This is a genomic window from uncultured Bacteroides sp. (assembly GCF_910586915.1).
Taxonomy (GTDB): Bacteria; Bacteroidota; Bacteroidia; order Bacteroidales; family Bacteroidaceae; genus Bacteroides.
In genome coordinates this window covers 1-13397 of record NZ_CAJULN010000027.1, presented here as the reverse complement: position 1 = coordinate 13397, position 13397 = coordinate 1, and the positions used below count along the sequence as shown (strand labels likewise).

General features: G+C 43.4%; 15 protein-coding genes and 2 pseudogenes. 8 read left to right on the top strand and 9 right to left on the bottom strand.

Annotated elements, in window-relative coordinates:
- Positions 1-74 precede the first annotated feature (74 nt).
- The 3 genes from QZ331_RS10155 to xerD form a co-directional block, all read right to left on the bottom strand.
- Positions 75-1706 carry a hypothetical protein gene (locus tag QZ331_RS10155; RefSeq protein ID WP_294629900.1) on the bottom strand — a complete coding sequence of 544 codons (1632 nt, stop codon included), beginning with the start codon at positions 1704-1706 and terminating at the stop codon, positions 75-77.
- Between the two features lie 80 nt (positions 1707-1786).
- Positions 1787-3481, bottom strand: a complete 1695-nt coding sequence (locus QZ331_RS10150; protein ID WP_294629898.1) for a tetratricopeptide repeat protein — start codon at positions 3479-3481, stop codon at positions 1787-1789.
- A 138-nt stretch (positions 3482-3619) separates the two neighbouring features.
- Positions 3620-4579 (bottom strand): site-specific tyrosine recombinase XerD, encoded by a 960-nt coding sequence (gene xerD, locus QZ331_RS10145; protein ID WP_294629896.1) that lies wholly within the window; start codon positions 4577-4579, stop codon positions 3620-3622.
- Between the two features lie 72 nt (positions 4580-4651).
- Between xerD and aroQ the strand changes: the two genes are divergently transcribed.
- The 7 genes from aroQ (at position 4652) to QZ331_RS10110 (ending at position 9668) form a co-directional block, all read left to right on the top strand.
- Positions 4652-5086: a type II 3-dehydroquinate dehydratase gene (aroQ, locus tag QZ331_RS10140; RefSeq protein WP_294629895.1), complete on the top strand. Its 435-nt coding sequence runs from the start codon at positions 4652-4654 to the stop codon at positions 5084-5086.
- Between the two features lie 23 nt (positions 5087-5109).
- Positions 5110-6567, top strand: coding sequence for a pyruvate kinase (pyk, locus tag QZ331_RS10135; RefSeq protein WP_294629893.1), 1458 nt, complete (start codon positions 5110-5112; stop codon positions 6565-6567).
- A gap of 24 nt (positions 6568-6591) precedes the next feature.
- Positions 6592-7239 carry an O-methyltransferase gene (locus tag QZ331_RS10130; RefSeq protein ID WP_294629891.1) on the top strand — a complete coding sequence of 216 codons (648 nt, stop codon included), beginning with the start codon at positions 6592-6594 and terminating at the stop codon, positions 7237-7239.
- Positions 7240-7265: 26 nt separating this feature from the next.
- Complete coding sequence (gene rbfA / locus QZ331_RS10125; RefSeq protein WP_294629889.1) at positions 7266-7598, top strand: 30S ribosome-binding factor RbfA; 333 nt, start codon at positions 7266-7268, stop codon at positions 7596-7598.
- A 12-nt stretch (positions 7599-7610) separates the two neighbouring features.
- Positions 7611-8837, top strand: coding sequence for an FtsX-like permease family protein (locus tag QZ331_RS10120; protein WP_294629887.1), 1227 nt, complete (start codon positions 7611-7613; stop codon positions 8835-8837).
- 13 nt (positions 8838-8850) lie between these two features.
- Positions 8851-9117: a hypothetical protein gene (locus QZ331_RS10115; protein WP_294629885.1), complete on the top strand. Its 267-nt coding sequence runs from the start codon at positions 8851-8853 to the stop codon at positions 9115-9117.
- Positions 9118-9377: 260 nt separating this feature from the next.
- On the top strand, positions 9378-9668 hold the full coding sequence (locus QZ331_RS10110; RefSeq protein ID WP_294629884.1) for a hypothetical protein: 291 nt from the start codon (positions 9378-9380) through the stop codon (positions 9666-9668).
- A 23-nt stretch (positions 9669-9691) separates the two neighbouring features.
- Here the strand turns inward: QZ331_RS10110 and QZ331_RS10105 are convergent, their stop codons facing one another.
- From QZ331_RS10105 to QZ331_RS10080, 6 genes and pseudogenes are all read right to left on the bottom strand, one after another.
- Positions 9692-10660, bottom strand: coding sequence for a permease (locus QZ331_RS10105; protein WP_294629883.1), 969 nt, complete (start codon positions 10658-10660; stop codon positions 9692-9694).
- Positions 10657-11382 (bottom strand): aromatic aminobenezylarsenical efflux permease ArsG family transporter, encoded by a 726-nt coding sequence (locus QZ331_RS10100; RefSeq protein WP_294629881.1) that lies wholly within the window; start codon positions 11380-11382, stop codon positions 10657-10659. Before QZ331_RS10100 ends, QZ331_RS10105 begins: the two co-directional genes overlap by 4 nt.
- 12 nt (positions 11383-11394) lie before the next feature.
- A complete protein-coding gene (locus tag QZ331_RS10095; protein ID WP_294629879.1) occupies positions 11395-11799 on the bottom strand; it encodes a nitrophenyl compound nitroreductase subunit ArsF family protein in 405 nt (134 codons plus the stop codon).
- 11 nt (positions 11800-11810) lie between these two features.
- Positions 11811-12041 carry a thioredoxin family protein gene (locus QZ331_RS10090; RefSeq protein WP_294629877.1) on the bottom strand — a complete coding sequence of 77 codons (231 nt, stop codon included), beginning with the start codon at positions 12039-12041 and terminating at the stop codon, positions 11811-11813.
- Between the two features lie 73 nt (positions 12042-12114).
- Positions 12115-12441, bottom strand: coding sequence for a metalloregulator ArsR/SmtB family transcription factor (locus QZ331_RS10085; RefSeq protein ID WP_294629875.1), 327 nt, complete (start codon positions 12439-12441; stop codon positions 12115-12117).
- A gap of 80 nt (positions 12442-12521) precedes the next feature.
- Positions 12522-12813 (bottom strand): annotated as a pseudogene (locus QZ331_RS10080) (cell filamentation protein Fic); the annotation flags it as partial.
- Between QZ331_RS10080 and QZ331_RS10075 the strand changes: the two are divergent.
- A pseudogene (locus tag QZ331_RS10075) lies at positions 12807-13325 on the top strand (mobilization protein); the annotation flags it as partial. The pseudogenes QZ331_RS10080 and QZ331_RS10075 sit on opposite strands and share 7 nt — an antisense overlap.
- Positions 13326-13397: the final 72 nt, after the last annotated feature.

The window sequence follows — 13397 nt, the reverse complement described above, 5'->3', positions numbered from 1 at the left end:
TGCTCTTTCCATTGATTATGAATAGAATAGCTGCTCTATAAACTCTTGGATAGGCGGACAAAACATTCGCGCGGTTAAAATGCTTTCAGAAAACTGTCGAGACTGATGTTCTCGTCGGTAATGCCCAATTTGTCGGTTTTGATTCGGTATTTCCGCTTGGTGACGGCAGCTTTGCTGATGCAGTAAATGTCCGAAAGGTCTTGTATGTTGACATTGATTTTGACAAGGCAGCAGAAACCGATTTCTTTTTTGCCCAACAATGGGTAAGCCTTTTGCAAACGGACGGCGAAGTTGTCGAAAGCGTCGTTCACCACCGCTATCAGTTCTGCCCATTCTGCCTCTGTTACTGCAATCTTGCTGTTGGCGGCGGCTTCGTTCTGCCTGTCGTCGGTATGGAGCGACGGCAGCTTGTTGAAGAAAACGATTCGTCTGAAAAGCGCTTCGCGCAGTTCGCTCTCTTTGTTTCTCTGTCTGATTTCTTTCTCTCTCCATTCGCTTAGTTCGGCTTCTTTGTGCAGCAGCAGGTTTTCTTGTTGCAGGCGCTCCTTTTTCTCCTTCTGGTAGAAGAAGAGGATGATGAACCCTACGCTGAGCAGGATGGTGACGATTCCCAATGTCCATAACTCCTGCTTCTGTTGCCGGAGATTGAGCTGGTAGAGTTCGTTTTGCAGTTTAAGCTCGTTGAACTCTCTTTGGCTGATGTCCGACTGTATGCTGATTAGTATGTCGTTTTTGATGGTGTTTTCCTTCTGTTTGCAATAGAAGGCCTGCTCCGGATACTCTTCTTTGTTTATCAGATTGAATAATAGGGCGTTTGCCTCCATTGCAATGAAATTGGAGGTGGAGCTTGCGGCTTGCCGGTAGTAGTATTGGGCAGAGTCCGGCTGGTGCAGGGCGGCAAATGTCTTTCCGCGGAGGAGCAGGTAGTGAGGCACTTCGAAGCGGCTGTGGCGTTCGCTCGATAATTGCTGGAGGTATGCTGTCGCTTGCCGGAAATCTTTTCTTTCGATGCTGGTGTTCAACAGGTTTTCGAGTGCGTAGTAGACAAGCGGCCGGTGGTTGGCCGACTTTCTGAGCATTTCGATTAACTGTCCGTATTCTTGGGTGTATTGTTCGTAACGTTGCACCTTCTTTACGATTTGCAGATACAACCGCGTGGTGGAGAAGTAGGCAAGCGTGTCTTTGCTTCTGAGGGCTATCTGCCTGCTGCTGTCGGCCATTGCAAGCGCCTGGGGGTAGTTGCCTTTTTGGTAGTAGGCCATCCTTCTTACTCCATAGATGCGTGCTCTTAGTGTGTCGTTGAGCCGGGCCTTTGCTAATAGTTGTCCGGTAGCTGCCAGGGTGGAATCGGGCCGTCCGTGATAGAAGTGAGAGGCGCATTGTTCGGTATAGGCTTGCAGCCATTTGTCTTGGCGGTTGCTTTGCCGGTAGCAGGCGAGTGCCCGGCGGAGCAGTGAATCGTTGGAGATTCCGGTTTTCCATAGCGTCGCTTTGTAGGAGAGCAGGTAATAGTCGCCTTGCTTGTCGGGAGATAATTGGTCGGGCCGTGTTATTTGCTGTAGGTAGAAGAAGATGCTGTCGGTTGACACCGTTTCCATGCTCATCGCTTCTTTCAGCAACGAAGAAGAGGTGGGCCGGCAACTGCTCGCCAGCATCACGACGCCGATGAAGAGCAGGACATAAAGGTAATTGCTGCGTGTGTTCATAGTTGTATTTAAAAAGAAATTGCCCGCCATACAGAATGGCAGGCAATCCTGAATATTTAAAATAGAAGGAGTTTTTCTATTTATTTGATGATGCTCATGAAATCTGCATTGGTGAAGTACTTGACAAATTCCAGATCGGTAGCTGCTTTCTTAGCCAATGAAGAATCTTTGGCAACTGCGCTCTTCAAGCTGCTTGTCACCATCGAAGAATTGTTGGTTCTTGCACCCAACACTGCCATCAGGTAGTCGGTGTAAGCATCCGGTCTTTCTACGCTTGCCAGTGTGTTCTTGGCTTTGTTGTAGTCTTTGGCAAGAATCTGAGCCAAAGCAGCACTGTTGGTCTTAGCGTCGCCGAATGAGTTGACAGCTCTTTCATATTGGCCTTGAGCGATGTAGAGGTTACCCATTGATTCGCCGAGTTCTTTGGTTCCGGCAGCTTTGCCGAAGCAGGCTTCGGCAGCAGTCTTGTCGCCCTTCATCAAGGAAATCAAACCTAAGTTCATGTTCACTTCGGGAGAAGCGTTTACGCCGGCAGCTTTCTTGAAGTAAGATTCAGCCTTGTCATAGTTGCCTGCCTGGTAAGCCAGTTTACCCAGGTTGTTGTAAGCACGGTAATCGTTGGGGAACTGTTTCGTAGCCTGTGTGTAGATAGCTTCCTGCTTAGCGGTTTCGTTGGTCAGTGTAGCTGCATACAGCAACTCTTCGATGTTCAGTTCGGAAGGATTGGAAGAAGCCAACTTGGCGATTTCCTCGTCCGACTTACCGATGATTTCGTAGTTCAAAGTCAAGCGAGAACGACGTAACTGCGGAAGGATTTCGTCTGCCAATGTTTTGTAAACGGAAGAGATGTTTTTGATTTCCTGTTCTCTCTGTGCAGGGTCTTGATACATTGACAATACGCGGAGAATCAACTCTTTGTCTTGGATGTTTGATTTAGAAACCAATTCTTGGAAGCCTTCCCAGTCCTGTGCAGTATATTTAGCATCGATTGGGGCGTCGATTTTAGCTTTCTTCAAGTCTTTGCTCAACATTTTGGCTGTGTTGTTTTCGCGGTTTTCGGCCAGTGTAGTATTCAGGTTTACACCACCGTCGGGAGAAGCGTAAGCCGAAACTTCAATGTTGCTGATTTTCTTGTTGGCAGCTTCGTTGATGTTGGCAACTTCTTTGTTGAACGCTTTGGCAGTTTTCAGTTCGCTCGAACGGATGTTGGCTTGCTGAATCAGGAACATGATGTTGGCATCGTGTTTCTCTTTGATGATACGTTGGAAAGCATCTTCGCCCAATGCAGGGTTTGCGTTGCCCAATGTGTTGTTAATCAATTCGGAAGTCGAGATAACGCCATCGGCTATTTTTACGGCAGGGATAGTAACCACCTTCTTGCCGATAGTAGCTTTGAATTCGAGGTATAGTTCAGACTTAGCCATTTCGGGAACATAGTCGAAAGAAGTTCTCATTGTGTAGTTACCACCCATCTTGTAGGAGATAGACTGGTCGTTGCCTTCTACTTTTTCGCCCTGGAAAGTAGCCGGCTGACCTTTAGCTTCGCCGCCATTCCATCTTAAAACCGGAGTAACTTCTACCACAGCTTTCTTGTTGAAATACTTTTCGGGGAATTTACCATTGATAGTAGCGGGAACTTTACCACCTACTGCTTCCAGCACTTGAGGAGTAACAGTAAAGTAATCGGCTGATAACGGACCCATTTTTTTGTTGCAGGAAGAGAATAATGCAACAATCATTGCCATGAGTAAAGGCAAGTACAACTTCTTTGTCATTTTTAGGTATAAATTAAATGTTTGTAATTGAAATATAGCCCATTCTTATACCTCTTTCCGTTTGGCATGGAAAAAGTAATGCAAAGATATTCATTCTTAATATTAATTATATGGATGGAGGGGCGTTTTTATCATAATTTAATGAAATAATGACTCTTTCTCTTTCCGGTGCTTGATATTTCGCGGATGATGTTCAATAATCTCACAACGAAGCATATTGCGGTCGATGTGCGTATAGATTTCGGTGGTTGCTATGGATTCGTGTCCGAGCATACATTGAATGACCCGTAAGTTGGCACCACCCTCCAGTAAATGAGTGGCAAAGGAGTGCCGGAAAGTATGCGGGCTGATATTTTTGGTAATGCCTGCTTTTTCTGCCAATTCTTTTATCATGTGGAAAATCATAATCCGCGAAAGCCCTTTGCCTCTTCGTTGGCTGACGAAAACAAAATCTTCGTGTCCCTTTTTCACCTCTATCTGGTTGCGGTCTGTTATGTAAAGTTTAATCTCATTGATGGCCCGCGAAGAGATGGGGACAAGGCGCTGTTTGCTCCCCTTTCCTTCCACTTTGATAAACCCTTCTTCAAAGTAAAGATCGGACAGTTTGAGGTTGACAAGCTCCGAAACGCGGAGTCCGCAACTGTATAGTGTTTCTAAAATGGCTCTGTTCCGTTGCCCTTCGGCTTTGCTGCGGTCGACGGTGGCGATGATTCGGTCGATTTCTTCTACTGTCAGTATTTCGGGGATTTTGAATCCTAATTTGGGGCCTTCCAAAAGCTCACTCGGATCGGTCTCCAAATAATCGGCCATGATGAGAAAACGGAAGAATGATTTGATTCCCGATAAGATACGAGCTTGCGAACGGGGATGGATACCGATGTCGTGCAATCCCGCCGCAAAACGTTGGAGGTCGGTGAGGCATACGTTTAAGAAATTTATTCCTTCTAAGGTAAGAAAACTCATCAGTTTGTCCAAATCCGTGAGATAGGCGTCCAGCGTGTTGGGTGATAGGGATTTTTCCAATTTGAGATATTGCTGGTACTTCTTGATTATCACGGCCTGTTGTTCCTTCTTCTGCTTTTTTTCGTTGATTTCCATTTCTTTTTTCTACCTTTGTAGCCTGAATTATTGTTCTTTGGATACAAAGATACGAAAAAATAGGATTGTGCGATGAAGATACAAATTATTAATGGCCCGAATATAAATCTGTTGGGCAAGCGCGAACCTTCCATTTACGGCAGTGTTACATTTGAAGATTATCTGGTTGAACTTCGTGAAAGATACGCCGACGTGGAAATCGCCTATTTTCAATCGAACATTGAGGGGGAACTTATCGACTGCATTCAGCAGACAGGATTTGATGCGGACGGTATTATTCTGAATGCAGGTGCATATACGCATACTTCCATTGCCTTGCAGGATGCTATTCGTTCTGTGACAGCTCCGGTGATAGAGGTACATATTTCCAATGTGCATAGTCGGGAGACTTTCAGGCATATCTCTATGATTGCTTGCGCTTGCAAAGGGGTGATTTGCGGCTTTGGGCTGAATTCGTATCGTTTGGCTCTGGAAGCGTTGTTGGAAGAGAATAAACAAAAGGTATAATATATATAATAGGTAAAAAGACTATGTTATTGAAACAAACTAAAATTGTGGCTTCCATCTCGGATAGGCGTTGCGATGTGGACTTTATAAAACAATTGTTTGACGCTGGAATGAATGTGGTGCGCATGAATACCGCACACGCCAGCCGTGAAGGTTTTGAAGCTTTGATTGCAAATGTGCGTGCGGTATCCAACCGTATCGCAATCCTGATGGATACCAAAGGCCCCGAGGTGCGTACGACAGCGAATGCTGAACCGATTCCATATAAAATAGGCGATAAAGTAAAAGTGGTTGGCAATCCTGAACTCGAAACCACCCGTGAGTGTATTGCCGTATCATATCCTAATTTTGTGCAAGATTTGAATGTCGGTGGTATGATTCTGATTGACGACGGCGACTTGGAACTGGAAGTTGTTGATAAAACTGCCCATTATCTGCTTTGTGAAGTGAAGAACGAAGCCACCCTGGGAAGCCGTAAAAGCGTGAATGTGCCGGGTGTCCGTATCAATCTTCCCTCATTAACGGAAAAAGACCGTAATAATATCCTTTATGCCATTGAGAAGGATATTGATTTTATCGCCCATTCTTTTGTGCGTAACCGTCAGGATGTACTCGATATCCGCGAAATTCTGGATGCTCACAACAGCGATATTAGAATTATAGCTAAAATAGAGAATCAGGAAGGAGTCGACAATATCGACGAAATCCTTGAAGTGGCCGACGGAGTAATGGTTGCTCGCGGCGATTTGGGTATTGAAGTTCCGCAGGAACGCATTCCGGGAATTCAGCGCGTACTGATCCGTAAGTGTATTTTGGCTAAGAAACCGGTGATTGTCGCTACCCAAATGCTCCATACAATGATAAATAATCCTCGCCCGACCCGTGCGGAGGTTACTGATATTGCCAATGCAATTTATTATCGTACGGATGCTCTGATGTTGAGCGGTGAGACTGCATATGGCAAATATCCGGTGGATGCCGTAAAAACAATGACTAAAATCGCATCACAGGCGGAGAAAGACAAATTGTCGGACAACGATATACGTATTCCGTTGGATGAAAATAGCAATGATGTAACAGCATTCCTTGCCAAACAGGCTGTGAAGGCTACCTCTAAACTGAAGATACGTGCCATCATTACCGATAGCTATAGCGGACGTACCGCCCGTAATCTAGCTGCTTTCCGTGGTAAATATCCGGTGCTTGCCATCTGTTATAAGGAAAAGACGATGCGTCATCTGGCTCTTTCTTACGGAGTGGAAGCTATCTATATGCCCGAATTGGCAAACGGACAGGAATATTACTTCGCCGCATTGCGCCGATTGCTGAAAGAGGGGCGTTTGCAACCGACTGATATGGTGGGATATTTGAGTAGCGGAAAAGCCGGAACACAGACTTCATTCCTTGAAATCAATGTCGTAGAGGATGCGTTAAAGCATGCGGAGGAGACTGTATTGCCGAATAGAAACCGTTATCTGTAAATTTAGTAGCAGGAGGTAAGTGTCATGCAGGAAACCGAATCGATAGACGAATATATTTTGCAGCATATTGATCCCGAGAGCGATTATTTGAAATCGCTCTATCGGGATACACACGTAAAGCTCCTTCGTCCTCGTATGGCTTCCGGGCATTTGCAGGGGCGGATGTTGAAAATGTTTGTGCAAATGATTCGCCCCCGCCAGGTATTGGAAATCGGGACATATAGCGGATATTCAGCCCTTTGCTTGGCAGAAGGATTGCCGGAGGATGGAATATTGCATACGTTCGAGATAAATGACGAACAGGAAGACTTTACCCGTCCGTGGCTGGAAAACTCACCTTATGCGGATAAAATCCGGTTCTATATCGGCGATGCTTTAGAACTTGTTCCGGATTTAGGTATCACCTTTGATATGGCGTTTATCGACGGCGACAAGCGTAAGTACATTGAATATTACGAGATGACGTTGGCACATCTCTCTGAGGGAGGATATATCATTGCAGATAATACTTTATGGGACGGTCATGTTCTTGAGCAACCCCGTAATACCGATACCCAAACGATAGGAATCAAAGCCTTCAATGATTTGGTGGCGCAAGATGAACGGGTGGAGAAAGTAATACTGCCTTTGCGCGACGGGTTAACAATTATAAGAAAAAGAATAGTAAAATAGTAAATCGCAAAATAGTAAACAACTTTATGGAAACAACAAGACAGAATAAAATCTCTCGTCTATTGCAAAAAGAATTGAGTGAGATATTCCTGCTTCAAACGAAAGCGATGCCGGGTGTATTGGTGTCCGTTAGTGCAGTTCGTATCAGCCCCGACATGAGTATTGCCCGCGTTTATCTCAGCGTTTTCCCGTCAGAAAAAGCAGGGGAAATGGTGAAGAATATCAATGACAATATGAAATCCATCCGTTATGAATTGGGTACTCGCGTACGTCACCAATTACGTATTATTCCCGAATTGAAATTTTTCGTGGACGATTCGTTGGATTATATCGAGAAAATCGATTCATTGCTGAAGTAATTCATAGCAGAGGTGAATTTTCCCTTCTATATAGCCCGGCGTTATCTTTTTTCGAAGAAGAAGCATAATGCTATTAATGTTATCTCCGGTATCTCAGTGTGCGGGGTGGCTCTTGCCACACTTGCATTGGTTTGTACGCTTTCCGTTTTCAATGGATTTCAGGATATGGTAGCCGGTTTCTTCACAGCATTCGATCCGCAGCTTAAAATTATAGCCCGTGAAGGGAAAGTCTTTGACGGACGGAACGAGCGGATTTGTGAGGTTTGTTCACTTCCCGAAGTTGCCGTCTTTACAGAAACGCTCGAGGAGAATGCAATGGTCCAATACAAAGACCGGCAGGCTATGGTTGTGTTGAAGGGAGTAGAAGACAATTTTCAGGAACTGACCGCCATTGATAGTATTCTTTACGGTGCCGGTGAATTTCTTCTGCATGATTCGGTGGTGAATTATGGGGTGATGGGAGTGGAATTAGTGGCAACCTTAGGTACGGGGTTGCAATTCGTCGATCCTCTTCAAGTATATCTTCCCAAACGGAATGCCAAAATGAATATGGCGAATCCCGGTGCTTCCTTTAATCGTGACTATCTCTATTCTCCCGGTGTCGTGTTTGCCGTCAATCAGCAGGAGTATGACGGCAAATATATTCTTACCTCTCTTGATTTCCTTCGTCAACTGCTGGATTATAGGACTGAAGTTTCTGCTATAGAATTGAAATTGAAGCCTGATGTCAGCGCCTCATCCGTACAATCTAAGATAGAAAAGATGCTGGGTGATGACTTCCTTGTCCAAAACCGTTATCAACAACAGGCGGATGTCTTCCGTATTATGGAGATAGAGAAGTTGATTTCCTATTTATTTCTCACGTTTATCTTGATGATTGCCTGCTTCAATGTAATCGGTTCTCTTTCCATGCTGATTTTAGACAAGAAAGACGATGTGGTGACCTTGCGCAATCTTGGAGCCGACGACAAACTTATTTCTCGCATTTTTCTATTTGAAGGCCGGCTTATTTCTCTCTTTGGTGCTGCTGCCGGCATTATTTCAGGTCTTGTCTTGTGTTTCATCCAACAGCAATTTGGTGTCATCTCGCTCGGTAGCGGTGGTGGTACCTTTGTCGTAGATGCTTATCCCGTCAGTGTTCATGTTTGGGATGTAGTGCTTGTTTTTGTGACAGTGCTGGCTGTCGGTTTCCTTTCTGTGTGGTATCCTGTACGTTATTTGAGTAAGCGGCTTCTGTAGTATTGATTCGGAAATGATGGGAAATATCTGTTTTCCCCGATACAAACTGAACTGCCGATTCTACTCTTCGTCGGCAAATGCTTGGCAGCAGCCTTTCATGGCAGTAGCTTTGCAGCAAATCAACAAAACCAACCAAGTTATGAAACTGTCAGCCAAATTCACATTCATCATCGTCTTCTTTTCTCTCTATGGATATGGGCAAGGATATATCCGTTACGAGTACATTTCGACAAGTATGCTCAAATCGTCTTTCCTTATGTGCCAAATGCCGTTGTTGTAGTTTTATAATCAGCTTGTTACAGCGCATATATATGCTGCGTGCAGGTGATATGGATGCTGGACATAGGATATATATGCGGTGAACGCTGCATCTATATGTCCTGCAAACCGGTCATACGGTTGTCAACAACCTGCAAATACGAAACTATGTCTCCCGAAACGGATTTCATTGTGCAACTACCCTTCATAAAACGTTGATTATTATGGCAGATAAGGAATTAATTTCTATATTTGTAGGAGACTGACATATAAAATCTGCATATGGGAACATTAGGCTGCGTGAATGATATGCTGCAACGGGACAAAATGAACCGTGAGCTTCGTAAACTGAATCGGGAAAGGATGAAAGAACATCACAAGTACCTTGTCAGCAAAGGGGGCCATGCGGACTTGCCCGACGTCTCCGTCGAGACACTGGAGGAAATCCGCAAAAACACCATAGAAAAAGAACAGGCAGACAAAGTGCATCTGTTGAAGGTGTATCTGGTTCTTGGCCTATGTTTTGGGGCATTATTCTTATTGGGGCTATGTTGCTATAAGCTGTTCGGTTGAACTTTGAAGCAAAGGATTCAAAATTACAACACCATATTATACAAATAGCCCAATGCGATGATAAACAACGTGATTATCGCAAAGAAAAGTCCTATCAGACGCCATGTCATCACTTTCTTCAGCAGTGTAGCCTCGGGAAGTGAAAGCCCGACTACCGCCATCATGAAAGCGATTGCCGTTCCTATGGGAATACCTTTAGCCACAAATACCTCAATCACCGGCACTATCCCGGCAGCATTGGCATACATCGGCACTGCCAGAACAACAGACAAAGGAACTGCAAACCAGTTTTCTTTCGACATATACTGCTCGAAAAATCCTTCCGGCACATAACTGTGCATAAACGCCCCGATACCAATACCTATGAGAATATACAGAAGCACTCCTCTGACAATCGCCCATGCTTCCCGCACGATTACCGGCAGCCGTTTTAAAAAAGGTGTATGCTCTTTCTCCCATGTGCCGGAGTCGGAAGTTGAAGTTTGCTGTATCTGTTTTACCCAGTCACTCAGGTAAGATTCCAATTTCATCTTGCCTAAGATAAATCCGCCTGCCATACCCAATAGAATCCCGCCGGTCACATAGATAGTGGTAATGCGTAGCCCGAAAGTGCCGATAAACATAGCGACGGCAACTTCGTTTACCAACGGCGAGGTTATCAGATAGGCAAATGTTACCCCCAAAGGAATGCCCCCTTTCACAAATCCGATAAACAACGGTATGGAAGAACAGGAACAGAACGGGGTAATAGCACCGAATAAGGCGGCAAGGAAATATTGCAATCCATATAATTTGCGGGAAGTCAAGTAATCGCGCAAACGTTCTATCGGGAAATAAGCATTGACAACGCCCATTATCACACTGATGAAAAATAGTAATATCAGAATCTTTATTGTATCATAAAAGAAGAAGTTGACAGCTTCTCCTAAAGCTGTTGAAGCATCCAAGCCGAAGATGTCATGCACCAGCCAATCAGCAAATCTTTGTATCATAATTCTATTGATGTTATACCCCAATTACTCAATCCATAATAAATACCAACCAGGATAAACAGTATGGCTACCATATAATTGAACCACTTCTGAAAAGTTTGCACACGATTGTAAAACTTTCCTATCCCTGCTATGCTGTAGGCCAAAATCCAAGCCGCAAGCATAACCGGAAGCCCTGTTGCCAATGCAAAAATGATAGGCAACAAATACCCCTCACTTTCCATAGCCGACATGGGAATAAGCATACCAAAATAAAATAACCCACTGGTAGGGCAAAAGGCCATGGCAAACAATATCCCCAGCAACAAACTGCCCCATGAACCTTTTAGCTTTTCTGTCTTTTCGGTAGCGGAAAATCCGAACTTTGGCAATTGCAATTTATTGCCCAATAGCATAAACAACCCTATTAGCATCAAAGCAGGAGCAAGCAACAGTTCTCCCCATTCGCTGATGCCTTTTTGTATGGCAAACATATCTGCCCCTTTCCGGAGTATCGCGATAAGTATCGTGCCCAATGCTGAGTATGCCAATACACGTCCTAAAGTGTATAGAACACCATTTGAAAATATCCGGTTGCGATTGTCTATATCCTTACTGATAAATCCGATAGCGGTAATGTTGGTAGCCAATGGACAAGGACTAACAGCAGTCAGCAGACCGAGCAGAAAAGCGGTAATAATAGGTATTTCACTATTGTCCAACAATGTTTGTAAGTATTCCATAAAGCAGTATTATTATTTTAGCAACCGGCTGATTTTCTGTTGCAATTCTTTTTTGAATGTTGCTGCATCGTTTCGGGCCTTTTGAAAACCGAAGCGTGTCATGTCGTTACGTTCTTCTTTGCCGTTTTTCCATTTGTTTATATAAAGGGAGGACCAACTGACACGATATTTCTCTGCCAGCCTTTCGCCTTTTGGAGTTGAAATATCCACTTCTTTGAAACGAAGTTGGCCGTTTTGGACCAACTCCGCCAAATCGGTATTAACTACTTCTTTCGTGTGTTTCTCAATGGCTTTACAAGTTACACAACGTTGTTTGCCATGAAAATAGAGAACTTCTACATAGGTATCTGTACCAATCTGAGCTATTCCCCAAATAGAAAACATACAAACAGTAGTAAGGAATAAAAAGCGTTTCATGATAATCAGACTTATTTGGTTAATACATCTTTTACCTCTTTGGCAGAAAGTTTGCCTTTTCCCACAACCTTACCGTCCACGACAAGAGCAGGAAGCGTCATTACATTGTATTCCATAATCTTCATCAAATCTTCTTCTTTGGTTACTACTGCTTCCAATGCTAACTCTTTTACTACTTGCTCAACTGTGACATACAGAGCTTTACAACCTGCACAGCCTGTTCCTAATACTTTGATTTCCATAATTTATAAATTTATTATATTAAACGTAATTCGTAAAACAACGAACATTGATGTTGAAAAAAAAGGGAGATTATCAACAACACTCCCCCGATTTACAGATGCATTGCCCGAAGAAATCCTTAAATAGTTTACGGGCCAGTTGCCAATTCTCTCGATTGATACAATATTTCACTTTAGGTGTTTCCACTTCTCCTTGTATAAGTCCTGCATCTTTTAACTCTTTCAAATGTTGGGATACCGTTGCTTTAGCAATAGGAAGTTCTTCGTGAATATCTCCAAAATAACAGGTTTGTTGCTTTGCCAAAAAGTGCATAATGGCAATTCGGGCGGGATGTCCCAATGCTTTGGCAAATCTCGCCAATTGTTCTTGGGTAGCTGTATAATCTTTCTTTTCTTCCATATCTTGAATATTGTTCGCAAATATACGAACGATATTCAAAAAACAAACAATATCTTCACTATTATTATCCTTTTAACTACTCAGAACATAAAGCTAGACCCTCTCTTCTGCGAAGCATTGAACCGTTCAATTTCCAAAGAGAGGGATTTTTTAATTGCCCAGTCATAAATACCAAGAAAGGCGGATTGCTATCTTCTTCTTGTGACTGACGTAAAGCAAGGATATGCTCACCCCTGTTTTTCTTGAATATCTTGGTTGGGAAGAGATTATAAAAGAATTGAATGTAATGCATCAACAAGCGGGAGGTATGTCCATTGCCATCCATCCACGGATGGTTACCAAGTTCAGATGGGCATTGAAGCTAAGCCAACGAAGGTTTACGGTATGAAATTTCCAAGCGTGACAAAAGCATTGATGACTTAAAAATTCAAATGCAACAAATGCAGGAACAGTATGGTAAACAAATCCGTAATCTTCAAGAAATACATAATAAAGAACTTGAAGCCAAAGACAAGGAAATATCACATTTGAGCACCATTCTTAAAAAAGCGTTTGACTGGTTTCCATTACTCAAAGAAATGTTAAGAATGGAAAGACTATGCTATGCCATCGGATTTACCAAAGATATGGTAAACAGTCTTTTGACAAAAAAAGAAGCTATCAAATGCAATGGAAAAATCTATTTCGAAGAACACAGACGGAAGTTTGAAATCAAAAATGATGTCTTCAAGGTGGAAGACAATCCGACCAATGAAAACAAATTGGTATTGACGATAAACAGACAACCGATAGGCGAATGGTTCAAAGAGCAATGGGAGAAACTTCGGCAAGGCTTACGGAAATCAGTAGAAGAACCAAGAAAAAGTAGAGGAATGAGATTTTAATATGATTAATTAGCAAAGAATGAGATTACAAGGCAAGAACAGGAAACTATAATGTATGTTAAAACGGAAATA